We start from the raw sequence: 20,962 nt of genomic DNA, 5'->3' as shown, positions 1-20,962 counted from the left end.
GTCTCGTCCATGTGCCACTTGCCGGTGACGGCGCGCTTGCGCCCGTTGAAGCGCTCCAGAAGCTGGGGCGAGAAGTGGACGACCCAGCGGTGCACAGTCGAATGGTCGACGTTCAGGCCGCGTTCGGCCATCATCTCCTCCGGACGCGCAGGCCGAGATTGTAGGCCAGATACCAGCGCACGCACAGCAAGATCACTGATCGGTCGAAATGACAGCCTTTGAACATACAAGCGCGCTCCCCGAAAAAGAGAGGGCTTCGTGCCAGATATGGCTGCCATTCCGTTTGCGACAGAATCACCGAGCCTCCATCATTAAGTTCCGCCAGTTCAGCGGAAGGCCGACGCTTTCGCGCTCGCCGGAGCGCCTCGTTGAGTGCGACGCGGGTGAGCCAGGTAATTGAGCATGTTTTATCCTAGCGTTCAGAAACAAGCCAGTTCAGGCGCTATAGATTCCAGTAGGGCAGCCAACTCAGGTTCGTCGACCAGGAGGGCTGCTTGATCGGGCTTAAGCCAGGCCCGTCTTCGATACTTCCGCTCTTTCCATTCATCCAGCTCCTGCTGCACGTGAAGCGGGTATACTTCAACGGTTACCGGGACAAATGTGTCCTTCAATCGCTTCCAATAATGGAAGCTGCCGACGGATTGCTCATGGAAAGTGCCCACTACTCCGGCTTCCTCACCAGCCTCTTGAGCTGCAGCCTCGCAGTCTTGTCGACCCTTCATCGGCCACCCCTTGGGCAAGATGAAGCGGCCTGTTTGCCGAGACGTTAGCAGCAAGATTTCATCGTCTCCGTCTGCAGTGCGGCGATAAGGCAATGCGGCAACCTGTGCGATGGGCGTACCACGGCGCGCTCGCTTCTCCAGCTTCTTTTTCTTCAACCGGCCATCCATCTCGCTAAAACCTTAGCCCGTATTGTCGGTAGCGGGCTAGCTTTTGGCGATAGCCACAGCTGGGTTCTTGGACGACTCCGCCCCTGGCCGGGAGGTGTCCAATAAGCCGTCTTCAAAGCCCTGCGCGACGGCGCGCCCGATATGATCGCGGGCCGGTCCGTTTCGCCGGCAACCCGTATGCCGAGAGAGACGTATCAAACATGAGAGGCAGGCACTCCCATGCTGGTGGGAGGCGAAAATGCATCCACTTGTCATCGACGCGAAGCTTCAACTCGGGCAGTTTATCGCGAATCTGGCGTGCGTAGACCGGTCCACTTGTCCTTGACAGTGTCGTCCGGCCTGTATTTTGTCACCTGCAGGTTGAGACGCTTGGCCGAAAGGTGACCGATCGCCTGTAGGATGCCATAACTCGCCACCACCACGTCGTGTTCGGCTTTGGCCTGATTGATCTTGCCGGAGATGACTGCGGCCTGGGCGTTGAGAACGTCGAGCGTGGTGCGTCGGCCGACATCGCGCTCCTCGATGACGCCGCTCAAGGCAAGCTGCGTAGCGGCAGTCACCTGCCTGTTGGCGGCTACAGTTTGCCGGGCTGCGGTGTACGTGGTCCATGCTGCAATCACTTGCTGACGCACCAGATCGCGGCCGACATCGGTTTCGATCCGGGCCTGACCAAGCGATTCCTTATTCCGTCGTACAAGCGCCGAACTGCGGCCACCCGAATACATCGGTATGGTCAATGTCGCGCCGATGCTGGCCGAATTGGTCGTGCCGTCCTGCTGGCTCGCTATAGGCGAGGTGTTGCGATAGGCGCTCGATACGCCAGCGGAAGCGGAGAGTTGAGGCAGCAGCGCACCTTCGGCCGATTTCACCGAAAACGCTGCCGCGTCGACCAGATGCTGCGAGGCCAGGATGGCGGGGTGCTCGCTTGATGCAGTCACGATTGCCGCATCGAGACTCGGCGGCATCAGCTTCGATGGCGGCGAAGCGGCTCTGAGCCTCCCCGGCTCGTGGCCGACGAGCTGACGATAGGTCGCCGCACTCACTAGGAGCTGCTCACGGGCGCCGGCCAATTCCGCCACGGCAGACGCGCGCGAAGCGTCGGCTTGAGCGACGTCGGTACGCGTAACCTCGCCAACCTCGAAGCGCGAACGCGCAGCTCGCGCCTGCTCGGTCAGGAACCGCACGTTTTGCTGCGTCAGCACCGCTACCTGCCGGTCGCGAACGACGTTCATATACGCCTGGGCTGATTTGAACAGGATGTTCTCTTCGGTGTTGCGCATGCTTTCGACCGAAGCTCTGACCTGCGATTCGGCGGCGGCGACGTTGTTCCTAGTCTGAAAACCGTCGAACAGCGTCTGCTTAATCTTGACGCCATATTCGCCGGTCGTCTTTCGCGCGTTTTTATTGCTCCCGTTAACATGGCTGCTGGACTGACCGACGTTCGCGGAACCCTCGATCGTCGGGCGCCACCCTGACTTGGCGATGGCTACGCTCTCATCGGTAACGCGGACCTTGGCGCGGGACGAATTTAGAGAAGAATTGTTCTGGTATGCCTCCGATAGGGCTTCCAAAATGCTCTCGGCGGAGGCGGCGTTCGAAGATAGCGGTGCAGTCGCTACAATCAACAATGCCAGTCCCGCCAGTCTCTTACGTGATCGCAAATTCATTTCTCCATTCTGAACGCTGGATAATCCCGGCCGCACAGCAGCTACCAATCAACGCACGGGCCCCGCGTTGAACGCGCCCAGATTACTCGGGCCCGCAACTAGGACGCTGTGAGTACCTCATGCGCCTCCTGGGTGCGGATCGGCGCAGCCACGCTTCGGACCGCGGAAAGCTTTTTGCGAAGAGTGATAAATTGAACAAATAGATTGTGTGGATCGATGCATCCAAATGATGGATACAACTGCTCCCTGCCTGATAACCATTGGACCAGACATTCGCACGCAAAAAGGGCGGGCCCCGGATCAAGCTCATTCGATTGCGACCCCAGCGACCGTCATCTCGTTTCGAGATTGACAGCGGCACCTCGCCGGGCATCAGTTCGGGAGCGATTTGAGAGTTTCGACGTAGCGTTCGGAGATGGCGGCGTTCATCGGCGCGTTGATGATCAACGGTGCGACAAGACCGTGGCATCGCAGCCCAGCGATGAAGGTCTGCGTCTGCCATTGGCCGAATGGCGGCGCATGCGTCCTGAAGCGCTCGCCCTTCGCTACCCAGCCGGTGTCTTTGGTCAGCTTGGTATTGGTCGACGTCTCATCGAGGAAGATCAGGCGTGCTAAAACCTTGTTGGCGAAGGCAGCGTCTCCTTGCTGACCGCCAGCTGATGCCGTTCGATCAGCTTCTCGCGGGCAAGCGTCGGACCGAAGTCGATGTAGTGTTCGCGGATCAGCTCTAGCACGAAGTCGCGAACACCATCGACAATGCGATTGTTGGAACGCCGGCCACGCGCCTTGTGCCGGAGAGCCCCAGCGCCATCCGCCTGGAACGTCTTCAACAGCCGCTGGATCTGACGAACTGAAACGCCGAGCAAACTTGCCGCCGCAACGCTCGTCATTCGCCGCTCAACAATCTTCGACAAAACCTCGATACGCCGCAGCTCGCGTTCGCTCATCAGAACCAGTCCCAATCTGCAATCTCCCGCGCTCTCGAATGCGGGCAGATTGGCAAGGCAGGAGCGACATTCCTACTTTGCCAGATCCGGACATTTTAACTTAGCTGCTACAGGTCAAAGTCGCATAATTGGCACAGCGGAACGGGAGCTGAGCAGTTCCTGAACCGCCCGGCGCCTCAAGCGGCGATAATAATTCAGATGTTCGCAGATGGGTCGCTCCACTTCCCGACCGGCGAACACCAGCGAGGATGCCCAGGATACCGCATGGTCTTCGGCGTATACGGCTAGGTGAAGAAACGCACTCTCACAATTTAATGGCCAGCGACGGCCGTTCGGCAGCGGGCTTCGTCGCTGGCGAGGACGAGGGTGTCGGGTCTACGACGAAATGTCGGAGGTCGGACATGGAAGGCAGCTTACCATTTGGGTCGTTGAAAGCTTTATTCATTTGGCACGATTAGTGCAACGGATAATCCGCAAACGTTGCACGGAACCGATACGATGTGAGGGAAGCGTCATTCAGATGTTTGCGTTGACCGTCCCCTTAGTCTTCACCCAGTGGCAGCCGCGCAGGCGCTGGCGTCGCCGGCCAGCCCGATAGCTCATCGATCCAGTCGGCGGAGACAGTAGATAGAGTGGGAGAGACACCAGTATGAACTGCGAATGTGATAGGGTTGCTTGGGTAAGTGCCATCGCCTTGCTGTGGACGGCCACTGCTGCATCGGCGAACGAAGGCATGTGGATGCCGGCCCAGAGTGCAGAAGTCGGCGCGGCCATGCGCGCGGATGGGCTCCAGATCGATCCCGCGCAGCTGAGCCGTCTGGACGCTGCTCCGCTTAACGCGATCGTTTCACTGGGCGGATGCTCCGCCTCATTCGTCAGTCCGCAAGGACTGGTCGCCACCAACCATCACTGCGTGCTGGAATCCATCCAGTACAACAGCAAGGAGAGCCAAGACTATCTCACCAACGGGTTTCTGGCGAAGAGCCTGGGTGAAGAATTGCCTGCGGCGCCCGGCAGCCGCATCTATGTGATCGAGGATATGCGGGATGTGACCGCTGACATGCTCAAGGGCGTCTCGGACAAGCTGAACGGCTTTGCCCGCTATGAGCGGCTCGAAGCGAACCGCAAGGCGCTGATCGCCGCGTGTGAAGAACAGCCCAATCGCCGCTGCGACGTGATGCCCTATTATGGCGGCGCCTCCTACCATCTCCAGCAGAAGCTCGAAATTGAGGACGTGCGCCTCGTCTACGCGCCCGCGCCCGGCATCAGTAACTTCGGCGGCGAAACGGACAATTGGATGTGGCCGCGCCACACAGGCGATTTCGGCTTCTATCGCGCCTATGTCGCTCCTGATGGTTCCTCCCGGCCCTATGCGCGTGACAATGTGCCTTACCGGCCAAAGAGTTGGCTGCCCATAGCCCGTGAAGGCGTCCAAGAAGGCGATTTCGTGATGGTCGCCGGCTTTCCCGGCGCAACCCAGCGGTTCCTCACCGCCGATGAAGTCCGGTTCAACTTCGCCGACTACGAACCACTGTCCCAGCGTTTGCTCTCGGATTATGCCGCTCAGATCAACCAAGCCACGGCAGGCAATCGCGAAGCGCAGATCCGCTACGCCTCCATCCTACAAGGCGTGGAAAACTACAAGAAGAAGCTGGCGGGCGATCTAGCCGGCGCCGACGCGATCGGCCTCGACGCGCGCAAGGCTACCGAGGAGGAAGCTTTTCGCGCCTGGGTCGCTGAGTATCCCGTGCGGCAGACGCGCTTTGACGCCGCAATCCGCGAACTGGACGCGATGGTGGGCGAGAATAGCCGGGCTTCGCTGGCGAGGCTGCGCCAGGCGTTGCTCAATCGCGCGCAACTACTGTCATCGGCACGCACTCTCTATCGCTGGACAAAGGAGCACGAGAAGCCCGATGAAGACCGTGAAAGCGGCTTTCAGGATCGTGACCGTAAAGAAATCTCGGATCAGCTGACGCAGATCGAACGCCGCTATTTGCCAGACATCGATCGAAAGCTTTTCGAGGCCGCACTCGACGAATATCGCCGGCTGGACGCAAAGGATCGCGATACTGCTTTCGAAAGCGCTTTGGGTCAAATTGGCCTTGACCGACTTTATGCAGACACCAAACTCGCAGACACGGCAATGCGGCTCGGCTGGCTTGACAAGCCCGCTGCTGCCTTCGAGGCGTCGGAGGACCCTTTCATTAAGCTGGCGCTCGCTCTTTACCCCGGCGACTTAGCTGCGGAGCACGCTGCGAAGGACCGCGCTGGACGCAGCCAGGCGGCTCGCGCCATCTACATGCACGGCCAGCGTGCCTATCGGCAGGCAATCGGCCGGCCGATGTATCCCGACGCGAATGGCTCGCTGCGCACCACTTGGGGCAAGGTGGCGGGGCGAACACGCGACGGGCAGATCTGGATGCCCTTTACCACGGCGGAGGGACTTCTGGCCAAAGAAACGGGCAAGGGTGAGTTCGATGCTCCAGATGCGGCTATCGCAGCGATCCGAGCCAAGGATTATGGCCCCTATGTCGCGCCGGCGCTGGGCACGCTTCCAGTCGACTTCCTGTCCACCGCCGACATCACCAACGGCAATAGCGGCTCGGCCACGCTGAATGGGCGCGGCGAGTTCGTCGGCCTCGCCTTCGATGGCACGCTTGATGGAGTGATCTCGGATTGGGCATATGCCGCAGACCGCAATCGCAGCATCCATGTCGACAGTCGCTTCATGCTCTGGATCATGGACAAGATTGACGGCGCTGGCCGGTTGCTCAAGGAGATGGGAGTGCTGCCGGCGTCGCGCTCCTGAGCGGGGTAGTCTGGTGGTAGGGAAATGCAATTCGGGGACATTGACGTGAGCTTGCCACAGCGATCGTTGATCGTGCTCGAATCGGCCGGCGCTACAATGCATGCGCAACATTCAAGGTTCGCCAGCGCCTGAGCCGTTGCCCAATACCGTTTTCCCCTTGGCATAACTTCAAATGACTTAATCTGTGCAGTCGCACCGATGCGCCTGAACATCGCACTTTCATCTTTTTGCGTGTTTCGCAAACTCTGGACAGGGCTAAATTGCGGACGGCTGTTTCGCTAAGTCCACGCACAGCTTGCCGGCGTCTGTCCTCGGGAGAGCTGGCTTGATTTGTCTGAACAGTTTGGCGAGGACCGCGAAATGAAGGCAGCATAGGGAATGGAAGCGCCACGGGCGACGACTCGATAGAAGCGGTTCACCCGTTCGACCAGCGAAGTGACGTTCATTAATCGCACTACTCAGGGTCCGAGCTGAAGCCCTCCATCGAGGAGCGTTTTTTCTTGAGCATGGCCTCAAGAGACGTGTCGAGGTTATCGTGCAGGCGTTTAGGATGATCCCGCCGATGGTCTCAGGCACAGCTCGTATAGCGACCATGCCCTTCCGGCTGATTGAGCATTTCAAGAAAACCTTCCCGCTGCGGATCATCGAACTTCCGCTGCCGCTTCCCGCATTTACCGAGGCCCTCCAATGGCCCGCCTTTCACAACAGTGATGCGGCAAGCATCTGGATGCGAGAGATAGTGTTACAGGAGGCGTCTCGAATGACTTCTCCGCGGGACGCCAAAAGCCGTCTCAGGCACCCCTAATTTACTCCCGCGTCTCACGCCGCCATTCGCGTCAATAGCCCTTGTCGGACGAGGTCGATACTCGCGGCAAGTGCGCCTGCGACGTCGTCCAGCGCGTGGGCTGCGTCGACAAACGGTGCGAAGGAGAAGGGGCCCTCATAACCGCCATCAAGCAGCGCCTGGATCTGACTGCCATTGTCGGAACCTGCTAGGACGCGATCCGGGTAAATCCAGTGGATTGGATCGTTCACGCTTGAAATGTGCACGAGACCGGTCAGGTCGCAGGAGAAGAACGGCTCCCCGGCGAGCGTGTGATGAAACGTGTCGTGCACGAGGCGGAAGACGGACTGGCCATCAATGGCGGCAATGGCCTTAGCCGCTTCGTTCTTCGATCGAAGCGAGCAGGTCTGGAAGCCCAGCGGCTCGATGAGACCGATCAGGCCGCGCGACTGGAGGATCGGCTTGAGCGCCTTCAAGGCAAAGCGGAGATCGCCCCGGCGCTCGCCATTGGCGGGCCACGAGCCATCGTTGACCGGCACCAGCATGAGCGTCTTGGCGCCGCAGGCCGCCGCATAATCGGCGAGCTTGCTCGCTTCGGCCTTGCGGGCGGGTGTCCACTCATTGAAGCGCTGCAAGGCATTGATGGAAATAATCCCAACGCCTGCTTCGGCGGCGGCAGACCGGACGTCCGCCGCCGGCATGCCGCGTGCAATAGCATTGCTGCGCTGTTGGCTGCGGATCTGGACATCGGTCAGGCCCTGGTCACGGGCAAAAGCGAAAAGTGCCCTGACGTCGAGTCCGGACGTCGCCATGTGGTCGAGTGCAAAGCGGGGCGCTGCTTGGCGCATGGCTTGGCTTTCCTTCAATGTTCCGGGAAATCTTTCTTTGACGCTATTGCGACACTTGACTTAAGACAAACGATTAGATCAGATGTTTTTCATCTGAAAAGGAGATGGCTGATGAACAGCGCCGACCTCCGGTTTTTCCAGGCGGTTGTGAGAGCAAACAGCACGGATTGGAGCACAATGGCTGGCCAGGGTGCTCCGCTTGCGCGTGCCATGCGGCCAAACTCATTTCGAGGTCAGCACTGCTGCTCTTAAGACCGAGGTTCCACAATCAAATCGAGATCAGTAAGTGTGACTGTCGTCGAAGGTGACCCGCAGCAGCCGAGTGCCCCATCTGTGGGATGCCTCTCGTTTTGCCAAAACTTGGAGAGTCACACGATCTTCGCATGATGGGGTCGGAACAAGAACTGCTCAAAATCGTACGAGGCATTTATCAACCAAAGGCAGCTACGGTTGATTTGATGATGATTCCTCCACCCAGGCTTCGGCGCATCTGACGCCCCGTGGCGACGCGAAAAACGCTCAGTAGCTGCAGCGCCGGCGGCACGCGCGACCAGATGGTCCTCAAGACTTCTCGACCATGCCGGGTTTTCCGAAGGGCGCTCCCAGACACCACGCGCTGCGACCATCGGAAGCCAATCTCGTGGAAATACAGGTCGGCATGCTGCGGGCTGATATGATGAAAGACGCCGGCGATGGTACGGCGGACGCGGGAGTTGAAGCCCTCCACCGTATTGACGTGGACGGCATCGCGAACATACTCACCACTGGAATGCTTCACGGTCTCGTGCTTGGCAAAGCTCTCACCAATGGCCATGAATGCTTTCCACTCGTCGCTTATCAAATGAGCTCTCGACTCGATCTGCGCTTTAATGACGCGTCGTTTGCTCGCGCTGAGAGACCGGTCACGACCGCGGCACGCGCGTCACCGGCCGGAGCGCCGGTCGTGACGTCGGTCGGTCGCTGCACCATGGCCTAAACCGGCGCCTATCGATACTGATGCCGCGCTCGGCCATCATTTCCTTCAAATCGCGAAGGCTCAAGCCGTAGGCCAGATACCAGCGAACGCAAAGCAGAATGACGGACTGGTCGAAATGGCGGCCTTGAACATCTGAACTCTCCGGCGAAACTACCAGAGGCCGTGCCATGCGCCTGGTTACCGAAGACTTTGCAACACAGCCTCGCGCACATCTTCTGCTGAAAACCCGCACGCAGACCCTCGATGGCTCCCTGCGGTCGACCTTCCGGCAAATGGTATCCCGGCATGGCGAACGACAATCACGAGAACGGCGAAATGGTCCGCGCGGCTTGACCGCCCCACAAATCCTCATGCTCCCCTCGTACGGGCGTGAAGCATCTCGAGCATCGCAGGCCCGGCGCGCTCGACGATGGCGACGCCGGCCAGCAATCCTGCGCGCAGTTACGGGGCAGGAGCGGGTTAGCCGCGGAAGGAAGCGGCTTCCATTGCGCATGGGGATATGGAACCAGTCGAGGACATGCTCGCTCGCCTGCGATCATTTCCGCGTGCGACGGGACTTCTTCCCAACTGCCGGTACGAAAGGTAATATCCTGATTGGGTGCTTCTTGGTCGAGAGTACGCCGTTGCAGTTCGCGATCATAGCCGCGCCGTCTTCAGCCAGCGAGCGGCCTACGATCAGCTCGAATTTTTCTTCCGGTCGTCACGGGGCGGATGTACTCGGGAACCGGGCAGGTTCACGCGGGCAGGCATCCTGCATGAAGGATAACTGACAGGCGAGCGTTACCGCTTTCGCTAAGACGCCGCCAATTCCGGCGGCATTGGCGGCCGAGCGAGCGCCGTTCGACGCGCAAATTATTCGCCATTGGACTTTAGAAAGGCGACCGTCGCTAAGATCAGCTTGTCCACGGTGTTGGCACTCTGTTCAACGCCGAAACCATGATCAACGGGTTCAGCCCACAGTTCTTCCGGACCGTCGTGATAAGCCAGCAACGACTTGGCGAGAACGGGTTGGGGAAAGACGATGCTGTGGCGCGTGCCGACCGCGAGGAACAGCGGCCCCTTGTAGCGCGAGATTTCGCCGGCAGGCTGCACCGCGTATAGGCTCTCGAAGAAGCGGCCTTTCAAGGGAATTTCCTTCCCATCTCCGACGCGCTTGGCCGGATAGACTTTATCGCCCGCTGTCACAGCTTCCGCCATCTGCTTCTCGCCAAAAATGGAGATGAACGCTGCCGGAAGATTGATGCCGGGGTTCCAGAGCACGACAGACTTTAAAGGCGTTTTCGTCCGGCCGGCAACTGCTGTCGTGACCGCACCGCCCAGGCTCATTCCCATCAACGAAATACGTTTGCCGTCGACGCTGTCATTCGTCGATAGGAAGTCGAGCGCCGCTTGTGCGTCCGTTATCTCGGTTTCGACGGTCATGTCTTCGAATTTGCCGTCGCTCGCGCCGCTGCCGCGAAAATCGATCCGAAGCGAAGCGATGCCATTCTTTGCGAGCACCGGCGCGGCACGCCCGAACAGGCCTTCCTTCACCGCCTCCGAACTCCATTCGTTGCGGCTGCCGGTGAAACCGTGAAGCATCAGGATGACGGGAGGATTCGCGACATCATCCGGCGTGACCATCGTGCCTACGATTGTCTGGCCTTCGACTTGGAACTTGATGGTGGCCTCCTTGGCTTGCGCCGAAACTAAAAAAGTTGTCATCAGCATTCCCAGTGACGCTGCAACGGTTCGGTGTAGCTGTTTCATAGCTGCTCTCTCCTTGTTGTTTGAATTTGCGCGGCCGGTCAAAGCTGATGGCGCGGCCGTATCGGACTGGCATTAGACATTGACGTGTCTCACCGCCGCGATGCCTAATTTCCGCGAAGTTCGCCGGTTATGAATTGAGCTCGACCAAGGCCGAAGGACCAATCCGCGTCACCATTTTCTACGATACTGACCACAACATCTGCAGGGTCGATCGCACACACATCCAAAAGCCCTGTTGCAACGAAACGATAGAAGGCCTGTTTGTCGTCAGTTGACCGCGCTCGCGAGACCACCTCGATAATGATCAGCCTGTCGCTGCGAAAAAGACCAAGACCGGTATCCTCGCGCGCACATGCGATGTCTCGTGTTGGATCAGGATCTGATAGCGATCGGCTGGCGGTACATGGAAAGCCCTGACCACCGCCTCATGGATGCAGTCGAGGATGCTCCCCAGGCGATCGGCCCTTCAGAAGGTTAATTTTTATCAGCGGCATGGGTCGTCCTCGGAAATAGGAAGAGGGCGGGGACGCGCACTCGGCGTCCCGGTGAAGATTCAGATTGTCCTCGCAGGTAGGCCGGTTGGGGCAGCCTCGGGCTCCCCAGCCAGCGCGCAGGGGAACCAGAGAACATTTACGACTGCGCTCATGATCGCGATCGCAATGGGATAGGCCAGGCCCGCATAGATGTTGCCCGTGTAGGCAACCAGCGACAGGTTGATGAGGGGAACAAAGCCGCCAAACACGCCTGTTCCGATGTGATAGGGCAGCGAGAGCGAGGTGTAGCGCAATTTCGCCGGGAAGAGCTCGACGAGGAAAGCTGCCATAGGGCCATAGACCAATCCGACGAAAACGAGTTGGGCGACGATCAGCGCTGTTACCAAAACGAAGTTCTGGGCAGCGACGGCGGCGGCGATGCCCTGATAGATTGGAACATAGAACACGGCTGCCAGAATGAAACCGGTGACAATCAACTTGCGACGGCCGATCCGGTCGGACAAGGCGCCGAAGAAAACGATGAGGGGCGTTCCGATCACCAAAGCAGCAGCAAGGCAAATGTTCGCTGTCAGGAAGTCAAGCTTCAGCACGCTTTGCAAGAAATACAGTGCGTAGAACTGGCCTGTATACCAAACGCACCCCAGGCCGGCGGTCGCCCCGAACAGTGCAAAGGCTGCATAACGCACGCCATCACCGGTGGCGAAACTCTCACGGATTGGGCTCTTTGCGGTCTTCCCGCCTTTGCGAAGCTCCTCGAAGACCGGGGATTCGCTCAGCTTGAGGCGCAGATAAAGGGACAGCACGATCAAAACCGATGATAGCAGGAACGGAATTCTCCAACCCCATTGCTTGAAGAGTTCTTCGCCGAGCGACAGCCGACACGTAAGCACGACGACAATCGCCAGAAAAAAGCCGACGGTTGCCGTTGTCTGGATAAAGCTCGTGAAGAACCCGCGCCGGTTCGCCGGTGCGTGTTCTGCAACGTAAACGGCGGCGCCGCCGTATTCGCCGCCTATCGCCAATCCCTGGATCAGCCGAAGGACCACAAGAGCGATCGGTGCGAAATATCCCGCGGTCTCAAAGGTTGGCAAGACGCCGACGAGCGCGGTCGCAATGCCCATCAGAAGGAGCGTCATCAAGAACGTGCTCTTGCGTCCGACGCGGTCGCCGATGCTGCCGAACAGCAGGGCTCCCAATGGGCGCACGAGGAAGCCTGTGGCAAAGGTTGCGACGCTGATCAGAACAGCTGCCGTCGGTTCATTGGCAGGGTAGAAGAGCGTTGAGAAGAAAATCGCCAGACTTCCGTAAAGATAGAAGTCGTACCATTCGATGACCGTGCCGGCGCTTGATGCAAGGACGACGGTCCAGATACCTGGTTTGCGGACGGAGTCGCCCCTTTCCTGTAGCTGTTGCATGCTGCAGTTCCCCTTTTATGTTTTGAAAGCAGTCGGCCCTCTCTTCAGGGCCGTGGTAAGTCAGCTCGCGATGCGCTGATCGAATGCGTAGACCCCAAGTCTTTCGCCTGCCTCGCGCACCGTTCGGCGAACGATGTCCTTCGCCGACGGCAGATCGTTGATGAGGCCCACCGCCTCACCGACAGTCACGTTGGCCGTGTCATAGTCGCCGGAGGCCCATGCCGCCTCGACCTTCGACAATTCTTCGGAATGCAGCGTGCGCAGCTCTTCTTCCCGCCCGTGCCACTTGTCGATGAAGCCGTTTTTGAGCAGTCGGCCGGTATAGCCAGCGGGCCAGGCCTTCTGACGGACGATATCGTAGACGGAAGTCCGGATTGTCTCGTCGCCAGAGGCCGCGACTACCTTGTCCTTGGCTGCCGGATGGATGAGCGACTCGGGCGTAGCCCAGAACCTGGTTCCCATCAGGACCCCGTCTGCTCCGAGCATCAGCGAAGCGGCCAGGCCCCTACCGTCGGCAATGCCGCCTGCCGCCACGACAATGACAGAAGGCGAAATCTTTGCCACCAGATCCACGACTGCGGGAACGAAGGGCATGGTTGACCGCGCGACCAGGCCATGGCCGCCGGCCTCGGTCCCCTGAACAATAAGAACGTCGGCGCCAACGTCGATTGCGCGCCGGGCATGTTCGAGTGTGTGGATCATGCAAATCAGCGGAACACCCGCCTGCTTGACCCGTGCCGCGAGCTTCGCCGGATCCGAAAACGAAAGCATCATCGCGGACGGACGCTCCGCAAGTGCGCGGTCAAACAGATCAAGGTCGGCTTCGACTGCCCAGGCGATGAACCCGCAGCCAACGCGTTCATTGGTAATCAGCGACGACTCTGTTTCGTACCATTGACGATCAGCATATCCCCCACCCAACAGGCCCAGACCGCCGGCGTCGGCGACGGCGGACGCAAGCGCGCCACCCGCGGCCGGGGTCATCGGGGCAAGGATGATGGGATGCTCGATTTCGAAAAATTCTGTCAGACGCGTTCGTATCGTCATCAATACTTCTCCCAGCTTGAGGAAGTTCCCGGAAATTTTTCTTTGACGCTATTGCGACACTTGACTTAAGACAAACGATTAGATCAGATGTTTTTCATCTGAAAAGGAGATGGCCGATGAACAGCGCCGACCTCAGGTTTTTCCAGGCGGTGGTGAGAGCAAACAGTATCGGAGGGGCTGCCGGTGTGCTCAACACGGTGCAATCCAACGTCACCGCGAGAATAAAATCGCTTGAGGAGGAAATCGGTGCTCCGCTTTTTCATCGCTCCAGGCGAGGGGTTACACTGACAGCCACCGGCATTCAGCTCGTTCCCTATGCCGAGCGCGTCGGAGAGCTTCTGGACGAAGCCAAGCGCGTCGTCACAGACCGCGGTACGCCGTGCGGTTTACTCAGGATCGGCTCCATGGAGACCACTGCAGCGCTTCGCCTTCCGCCGATCCTGATCCGCTATGCTGCAGAATATCCAGAGGTCGACGTACTGGTGGAGGCTGCCCCGACGGAACAGCTCGTCAGCGAGGTCGTCGGACGCAAACTGGATGGCGCGTTCGTCTCCGGCCCCATCGCTCATCCCGAACTGAAGAGCCTATCGATCGTCGAAGAGGAGCTCGTTGTGATCTCCTCGCCGCGGTTTCGCGAGCTTTCGGATCTGAAGGCCTTGGCCGCATCGCCGGCTCTGAAGGTCCTCGCTTTTCGATCGGGCTGTTCCTATCGCCGGCGCATGGACATGTTCCTGGCGGCGTGTGGGGTAACGCATGTCCGCTGGATGGAACTCGGAACAATGGACGGGATCATCGGCTGCGTCGCCGCCGGGGTAGGGATGGCCATGCTACCTCGGGGGGTCGTTCAGGATGCGGCAGCCGACGGACAGGTCATCATACACCAGCTATCTGACAATCTGCGGTCGGCGCCGACTGTTTTTGTGACGCGGAGCGACGAGTATCTCTCCGCGGCACTTCAGGCTTTCATGGCGGTGGCGTCTGAGGCGCATTCACGGCCTCAGCCGGAAGGACCAGAGCCGGCCCGACAACTGCAGCGGGCTTAAGAAAGGTGGAGCAAAAACAAGGGGTCAGTCAGATCTATCTGACGCATCACCAGCATCTTTGCGATATCGCCCGGCGGGTTTGCCCCGATTCGCGCATACACGAGCTGGCCGTGCCGCTCGAGCCGGAACGCCGAGCTGCGTGACACGTCGAAGCCCCAGAGCTGCCCTATCAAGGCCGGCGGGGCCGGCGACCAGCACCCGGCAGCCGGGCAGCGCGCCAAAAGGACCCCGCCCGTCATATGAACTGCATCCCTCATAGTGCGTCGCAACATTTTGATGCTGCACTGCGGAACCTTGCGGTAGAGCGGGAGTTCTCTGTGCTTCTAGCAAGCGAGGGCTCGATGAGGCGCTACAAGATTCTGCCGTCGGAACCAGGGCTGTGGTCTGTGATCGATAGCCTGACAGGGCTTCCCGCCGAGAGATACGGTCGGCCGCTCACCGGGCTGACCCGGTACGAAGCCGAAGAGGCTGCCTTTAACCTCAGCGAGAGCACTCCGCCATGGATGGCCTTGGTCAGACGTCGCAGACCTTAATCAAGGCTGCCGATTCCACGGATGGTCGAACGCGATGCGCCTCCCACTCCATCACACCCGTTCGCGTAACCTCTCACCTCTTCCTTCTGGATGCGTGCGTCATGGCAGGGGGCGCATGTGCTCCCCAGTTCGCCTGGCATAAGAGCGGGACCGTCGCGGTGCGCCACGAGATGGTTGGCGACCGTGGCCGGAACCGTCGCCCGTACTCTTGCCGATGAAGTGCGGGGTGCCCGACACCGAAATGGCGCGCGAGCCTTCTGCCGATCTTGACACGGGCGATCGACTGGAACCTCATCGAGCAGCAGTATGACGAGTTGATCAAATATGCGGCGGCCCTGCAGCACCGCACGGCCGATGCGGAATCGATCCTGCGCCGCTTTGCGCGGGCGAGCGTGCAGCGCCCAAGCTACAGGGCGCTGGCCCAACTCGGCAAGGCAATCAAGACCATTTTTCTCACCGCTATCTCGGCTCGGAAGCCTTCCGGCGCGAAATCCACGAAGTGTCGCTTGGCAGTTAATAGTGAGAACGCAGTCGTTGAGTCAGGTTTGGCAGTTTATTGCGAGAATGGCGTAGCTCGGATTCTTCATTTTAACTGCAATCGCATTAACTGCAATCGCATCAGTGCAGTGGTGCTGAACTCCCTGGCGAGGCGACCGGCATCTTCGTGCTGGAGGAGAATATCGGACCGGTGCGTTGCGCGGTGAGCAAGCACGACGGCCCGACCTTCGACGAGTTCGATCTGGCGAAACTGCCGCTCTTTCGCAACGTGGTCGATCTTCAGCGACAGCCTAGCGACCCCGGCTTCTAAACGCCGTCATGGAGTAGCTCCTGCAATTGTTCGACCGAAATGTCCGATGCAAAGATCAGGTCGTGAGGGAATGTCCCTTCCCCGCAGATGATCGGCAGTCGCTCGATCGCGCGACGCGCGGGATCGGCTTCTTCCGTGAACCCGCAGGTCGATATCAGAAAAAGGTTGCGGCGGTTACCGCGAACCCATGGCTGGCGCGGCAAGCGCTCTTTTCAGCAAGCGCCCTGGTCGGGGGCCGGTGAGGATGAAATTCGGCTCGGGTGCGACGATTACATGCTCGAGGTTCCATTCGGTCTTCCCGAGCATGTCTATAGCGACCTTTTTGTGTCCGAAACTGAACAAGAGTGTCGGAGCCCCACCCGCTGGCCGTTACAGCCAAGCACCGGCTGGCGAGCAAGCGGTGGAACGAAACGGAGCGCAAATCCGGCACGGAAATTGCGCTGATCTCGTAAGTGAGACGTCGGCAGGGCGTCGTGGAGGACCGAGAAATCAACCAGGAGCGTGCTCGATGCCCGCAATGAGACGGCCAGAACAGGACGATGAACCCAGCCACACCTGGGGAGCTGGACCGCTATAGCCAGCCGCGGCGCCTCCTCATAGATCGCGCCTCCTTCAGCCAAGCCGTCCACCAGCACTACCAAGGCCACCCTATGCAGCTCTCGAACGTGGCCACAGCACGCATGTTCATTCAAGTGCGCCCCTCAGCCTGCGTGGTCCGCTCGAAGCGCGCCGGGAACGCATTGTGTGTAGACGAGGAACGTGCGCTTGGCAGTTAAGGGGGCGCGCGCTCTCGCACTCCTCCGATGCGCCCACCCATTCTTCTGATCAGCCGGTTTGACCCGCCATGTCGCCTTCGCATTTCATCTATCGCCCCTTTGAGACGCTTATCCGCCCGCTGGATATTCCCTACGCGCCTTTGCCGGCAACAGGTCCGTTTGCGCTGCTTCTGCATTTCGCACGCATGTTCCGTGGCGTGCTGGCGGCCATCGCCGTCTTCATGATGGCGGTCGAGGGAATCAACCTCGCGGTGATCTGGGGCATGTATATCATTGTGGACGGGGTGAGCACGAACGGTGCGGCGGTTTTCCTTGAGGAAGCTTGGCCTATGCTCACGTTCCTCGGCCTGCTGATGTTCCCCGTGCAACCGCTGCTGATGTTCATCGCCAAGACGTTGGATTCCCAGGCAGTGTCCGTATGCATGCCCGCGGCTATGCAATGGCATGGCTACAAGGCGGTCGAACGTCAGGACCTTGCATTCTTCCACGATCTCTTCGCCGGCCAGGTGGCGTCGCGCATTTCGCAACTCGCCGCCGCCGTGCAGCAGCAGATCGTCGTAGCGTCTTCCAGCATACCGTATTTTCTCGTGCAGTTTCTCGGTTCGCTTTCGCTGCTTGCCACGCTGTCCTGGCCGCTGGCGCTTCCGGTCTTTTTTTGGATCGTGGCGAACGTCACAGTCGCGGTTGTGGCAGTGCCATATTTTGCCGTGCGGTCCCGCCACTCTGCCCGCGCGCGCAGCCTCGTCGTCGGCGCCATGACCGACCTCTACAGCAACATCCACGTGGTCAAGCTGTTTGCGGCCGAAGACAGCGAGGCGGACGCAATGCGCACCATCATGGGAGATGCCATTGAGACGCAACAGCTTGAACGGCGCATCCACTTAACAAGCGACACCAGCGTCGTCCTGCTGAACGTACTTCTTTCGCTGACCAACATCGCCGTCGGGCTCTGGGGACTCGTGGCCGGTTTTGTCACCACCGGCCAATTTGTTGCTTCAATAGCAATCATTCAGCGGCTCAGCGCCAACTCCCTGGCCTTTCTCCAGCTAGGGCAGCAGATATTCCAGGCTGTGGGCACGATACGCGACGCGATGCCGGTCATCACCACGCCTCCAACGGTAATCGACGCCCCCGGAGCCAGGCCGCTGGCCGTGGTCGGCGGCACGGTCGAGTTCAGGGATGTCAGGTTCGAATACCGTCAAGGAAAAGGGGTAATCGAGAATCTATCGCTCAGGGTCCGCGCCGGCGAGAAGGTCGGGCTCGTCGGCATGTCGGGGGCTGGCAAGTCGACTCTAATCAGCCTGCTTTTGCGGTTCTTCGATGTAAACGATGGCGCAATCGTCGTCGACGGCCAGGATATCCGTTCCGTAACGCAGGCAAGCCTGCGTGAGAATATCGGGGTCGTTGCCCAGGATGTCTCGTTGCTCCATCGCTCTGTCGGGGACAATATCCGTTACGGCCGGCCGGATGCCTCGCCGGAGGAGGTCGAACGCGCCGCAATGCTGGCCGATGCGGACGGCTTCGTGGCAGATCTCAAGGACAGCGAAAACCGCACCGGCTACGATGCTTTCGTCGGCGACCGCGGGGTGAAGCTTTCCGGCGGCCAGCGTCAGCGGGTCGCCATCGCTCGGGTCCTGCTTAAGGACGCGCCAATCCTCCTTCTGGACGAGGCGACTTCCGCCCTGGACAGTGAAGCCGAGGCGGCGGTCCAAGGAAAACTCGAGCTTCTCATGGAGGGCAAGACGGTGATCGCGATTGCCCACCGCCTGTCGACGATTGCCAGCATGGACAGGATTGTCGTGCTCGACAAAGGGCGCATCGTCGAGGAGGGCTCCCCCTCGGAGCTACTCAAAAGCGACGGCCTTTATGCCCGCCTGTGGCGGCGGCAGGCCGGCGGCCACATTGCCGACAGTTCCGAGGAGAGATAAGCCGACTGGAAGGTCGTTCGTCACGGCTCCGCGCTGCTCGCAATGCTTGGCTGTTGTCGTAGAGAGCGGGCATGTTCGCGTGTAGACAAATCTCGGCTTTCGCCGCCTCCGTCGCGAATGTGTGGGAATGGGCGACGAGATGCCACAAGAGCTCTTCGGTTCTATCGCGAGAAGCTGACCGTCCGCCGCCGTGCCGATGCTGGTGCCGCCGAGTCTTAAGCAGTGGTGATCGCTCGACTTCGTCTCCGACGTTCCACATCCTCACTGTCGTCGACGATTGGGCGCGGGACACAAGCGCGCTGCTGAGGCGGTGCCCGAACGTGCAGGGACACAGAAGCTTACGATACGAGGGGTGAGCCGAGTCGAAAAACGCATTGGAAACTCCGTCTGGTGCAACCCGGACCGGGTCACAAGGCGTGGTACAAGAGTTGGGTGACGCAACACCGCTGGTTAATTGCGCCGGTGCTATCGCGGCCTCTGGCCCGCAACGGCGCAGGCAACACCCCGAGGAGCAGGGGCGCATGGCAGATTGCCCCAACCGGCTCGACGTCGCCATGCTCGACGAGCTTCGGGAATTGGGGTCGGCGAACGCATGACCGGCAGGGCCGGGGGGTGGCTCGTTTGCCGACGCCACTGCAATTGGCCCCGCAACGGGGTCGCGAGCCGGAATTCAACCAGGCCGTTCGCCCTAAAACTGATCCAGCTCAAGGCAGCCCACCGCTACCCATGTAGAACGGGCAACGAGCGCGGTGCGCACCAGACAAAGGGCAACGACCAAAGCCGTCCTCGACATCGCATCGGAGTTCAACGTCTTTGCACCAATGCCCAGGACTGGTCGACGCGACAAACAACTCCCCGGGTACAGGCGCTGAGAGCCGCCGACGTTTAACGGAAAATCACAAACGGGCTATCCGATCCCTGGGGGGCAAGGAGGCCGCCCCATGAATCGCTGCACATCATCAGTTGCAATTCTTGCTTTCGCCACCGTCTGCACATTGTCTGCCGTCGCTACGGCGGCGGATCGGACCATCTATGCAGCGCCCGACAAGAGCCTCGTGTTTCTTAGTGGCGTCGGCTACACGTGGCTCAAGGCCAACGAGCTTGTCTACGACAGGGGCAGATCACAATGGGCACGAACAATCCGCCGCTTTCGCCCGAGGACGTCGAACGCTTCGGGCCTGATCCCCTTACCAGCTTCCGCACCAATCTGGCGTCGGTTGAAGAGCGCATCACGCTTGCTTGCGCACGGGCCGGGCGCGACCGTGCCTCCGTGCGGTTGCTGCCGATCACCAAGACGGTGCCGGCCCATATCCTGCGATATGCCTTCGACGTCGGCATCAGCACCTTCGGCGAGAACAAGATCCAGGAGGCAATGACAAAGTGCGAGGCGCTTCACGATCTCGCCATCGACTGGAGCATCGTCGGACATCTGCAGACCAACAAGGCCAAATATCTGACCCGCTTCGCGCGTGAGTTTCATGCGCTCGACAGCCTGCGGCTCGCCGACCTTCTGAACACGAGGCTGGAGCGCGAAGATCGCTTCCTCGACGTCTATGTGCAGGTCAACACGTCTGGCGAGGGCAGCAAGTTCGGCCTCCATCCGAACGCACTGCTGCCCTTCGTGGAGGCCCTCGATCAGGTTCCCCGTCTCCGGCCCTGCGGGTTGATGACACTTGCGCTGTTTTCCTCCGACATGGCCAAGGTGCGGCCTTGCTTCATTCTGCTGCGCCGACTGCGGGACAAAGCCGTGAAGCACAACGCCGCGCTCACCGGGCTCTCCATGGGTATGACCGGAGACTTCGAGGAAGCCATCGAGGAAGGCGCCACTGTCGTGCGCGTCGGTCAGGCCATCTTTGGCAAGCGGCCGACGCCTGACGGCCACTACTGGCCGGGTTTCGCCCCCACCGATCGAGGAATTGAACCATGATTTTTCGCGAACGGCCTGTCTGCTTTTCCGATCACCCCCGCCGATCGTTCCGGCCGAGTCGACGTTGACGCGCTTCGGAAACTGGTCAGCCGGCTGATCGCGGCTGAGGTCGATTCCATCAGCCTGCTCGGCAGCACCGGCATATGTTGCAGAGATGGGCGCAGCGGCGAAGCTGCCAATCTCCCTCCTTGAGGGGGAGATGGCCGGCAGGCCAGGGCGAAACATTCCAGATACGCTGTTGAATCATATCTCGCCGCTGAGTTGGGAACATATCAACCTGACAGGCATCTACACCTGGGACACCGAGCATCAGTTGCCCGA

General features: G+C 59.9%; 11 protein-coding genes and 9 pseudogenes. 9 read left to right on the top strand and 11 right to left on the bottom strand.

Annotated features, from left to right (window positions below; genetic code table 11):
* From AC0L28_RS33165 to AC0L28_RS33150, 4 genes and pseudogenes are all read right to left on the bottom strand, one after another.
* Nucleotides 1–226: pseudogene (locus tag AC0L28_RS33165) on the bottom strand (IS6 family transposase); the annotation flags it as partial.
* 193 nt (nt 227–419) lie between these two features.
* Entirely contained in the window at nt 420–878 is a 459-nt protein-coding gene (locus tag AC0L28_RS33160; RefSeq protein WP_353682560.1) for an NUDIX hydrolase, read from the bottom strand.
* A gap of 293 nt (nt 879–1,171) precedes the next feature.
* Nucleotides 1,172–2,557, bottom strand: a complete 1,386-nt coding sequence (locus AC0L28_RS33155; RefSeq protein ID WP_473482640.1) for a TolC family outer membrane protein — start codon at nt 2,555–2,557, stop codon at nt 1,172–1,174.
* Between the two features lie 626 nt (nt 2,558–3,183).
* Nucleotides 3,184–3,519: pseudogene (locus tag AC0L28_RS33150) on the bottom strand (helix-turn-helix domain-containing protein); the annotation flags it as partial.
* 718 nt (nt 3,520–4,237) lie between these two features.
* On the opposite strand from AC0L28_RS33150, the gene AC0L28_RS33145 reads away from it, so the two are divergent.
* Both AC0L28_RS33145 and AC0L28_RS33140 read left to right on the top strand, forming a co-directional pair.
* Nucleotides 4,238–6,313, top strand: a complete 2,076-nt coding sequence (locus tag AC0L28_RS33145) for a S46 family peptidase (protein ID WP_473482638.1) — start codon at nt 4,238–4,240, stop codon at nt 6,311–6,313.
* A gap of 461 nt (nt 6,314–6,774) precedes the next feature.
* Nucleotides 6,775–7,118 (top strand): annotated as a pseudogene (locus AC0L28_RS33140) (type 2 periplasmic-binding domain-containing protein); the annotation flags it as partial.
* 14 nt (nt 7,119–7,132) lie between these two features.
* Here the strand turns inward: AC0L28_RS33140 and AC0L28_RS33135 are convergent.
* The 7 genes and pseudogenes from AC0L28_RS33135 to AC0L28_RS33105 all read right to left on the bottom strand — a co-directional run bounded on the left by AC0L28_RS33135 (nt 7,133) and on the right by AC0L28_RS33105 (nt 13,626).
* Nucleotides 7,133–7,909 carry a TIM barrel protein gene (locus AC0L28_RS33135; RefSeq protein WP_473482642.1) on the bottom strand — a complete coding sequence of 259 codons (777 nt, stop codon included), beginning with the start codon at nt 7,907–7,909 and terminating at the stop codon, nt 7,133–7,135.
* Between the two features lie 466 nt (nt 7,910–8,375).
* Nucleotides 8,376–8,914, bottom strand: a pseudogene (locus tag AC0L28_RS33130) (IS1595 family transposase); the annotation flags it as partial.
* Nucleotides 8,911–9,090: pseudogene (locus tag AC0L28_RS33125) on the bottom strand (hypothetical protein); the annotation flags it as partial. The pseudogenes AC0L28_RS33130 and AC0L28_RS33125, both read right to left, overlap by 4 nt.
* 683 nt (nt 9,091–9,773) lie before the next feature.
* Complete coding sequence (locus AC0L28_RS33120; protein WP_473482636.1) at nt 9,774–10,670, bottom strand: alpha/beta hydrolase family protein; 897 nt, start codon at nt 10,668–10,670, stop codon at nt 9,774–9,776.
* 104 nt (nt 10,671–10,774) lie between these two features.
* Entirely contained in the window at nt 10,775–10,963 is a 189-nt protein-coding gene (locus AC0L28_RS33115) for a tautomerase family protein (protein ID WP_473482634.1), read from the bottom strand.
* 260 nt (nt 10,964–11,223) lie between these two features.
* Nucleotides 11,224–12,579 carry an MFS transporter gene (locus tag AC0L28_RS33110; RefSeq protein WP_473482632.1) on the bottom strand — a complete coding sequence of 452 codons (1,356 nt, stop codon included), beginning with the start codon at nt 12,577–12,579 and terminating at the stop codon, nt 11,224–11,226.
* A 60-nt stretch (nt 12,580–12,639) separates the two neighbouring features.
* Nucleotides 12,640–13,626 carry an NAD(P)H-dependent flavin oxidoreductase gene (locus AC0L28_RS33105; RefSeq protein WP_473482630.1) on the bottom strand — a complete coding sequence of 329 codons (987 nt, stop codon included), beginning with the start codon at nt 13,624–13,626 and terminating at the stop codon, nt 12,640–12,642.
* Between the two features lie 116 nt (nt 13,627–13,742).
* On the opposite strand from AC0L28_RS33105, the gene AC0L28_RS33100 reads away from it, so the two are divergent.
* The 7 genes and pseudogenes from AC0L28_RS33100 to AC0L28_RS33070 all read left to right on the top strand — a co-directional run.
* A complete protein-coding gene (locus tag AC0L28_RS33100) occupies nt 13,743–14,669 on the top strand; it encodes a LysR family transcriptional regulator (protein ID WP_473482628.1) in 927 nt (308 codons plus the stop codon).
* A gap of 787 nt (nt 14,670–15,456) precedes the next feature.
* Nucleotides 15,457–15,698 (top strand): annotated as a pseudogene (locus AC0L28_RS33095) (Tn3 family transposase); the annotation flags it as partial.
* Between the two features lie 147 nt (nt 15,699–15,845).
* Nucleotides 15,846–15,956, top strand: a pseudogene (locus AC0L28_RS33090) (phenazine biosynthesis protein PhzF); the annotation flags it as partial.
* Between the two features lie 898 nt (nt 15,957–16,854).
* On the top strand, nt 16,855–18,714 hold the full coding sequence (locus tag AC0L28_RS33085; protein ID WP_473482626.1) for an ABC transporter ATP-binding protein: 1,860 nt from the start codon (nt 16,855–16,857) through the stop codon (nt 18,712–18,714).
* 1,126 nt (nt 18,715–19,840) lie between these two features.
* The gene (locus AC0L28_RS33080; protein ID WP_473482624.1) at nt 19,841–20,641 is read left to right on the top strand and encodes a YggS family pyridoxal phosphate-dependent enzyme; all 801 of its coding nucleotides are present in this window, start codon (nt 19,841–19,843) and stop codon (nt 20,639–20,641) included.
* Nucleotides 20,642–20,656: 15 nt separating this feature from the next.
* Nucleotides 20,657–20,785 (top strand): annotated as a pseudogene (locus AC0L28_RS33075) (dihydrodipicolinate synthase family protein); the annotation flags it as partial.
* Between the two features lie 70 nt (nt 20,786–20,855).
* Nucleotides 20,856–20,962, top strand: a pseudogene (locus AC0L28_RS33070) (Tn3 family transposase); the annotation flags it as partial.

This window comes from Mesorhizobium sp. WSM4847, assembly GCF_055811335.1.
The sequence above is the reverse complement of the archived record's forward strand: the minus strand, read 5'-3'. Positions and strand labels throughout refer to the sequence as shown.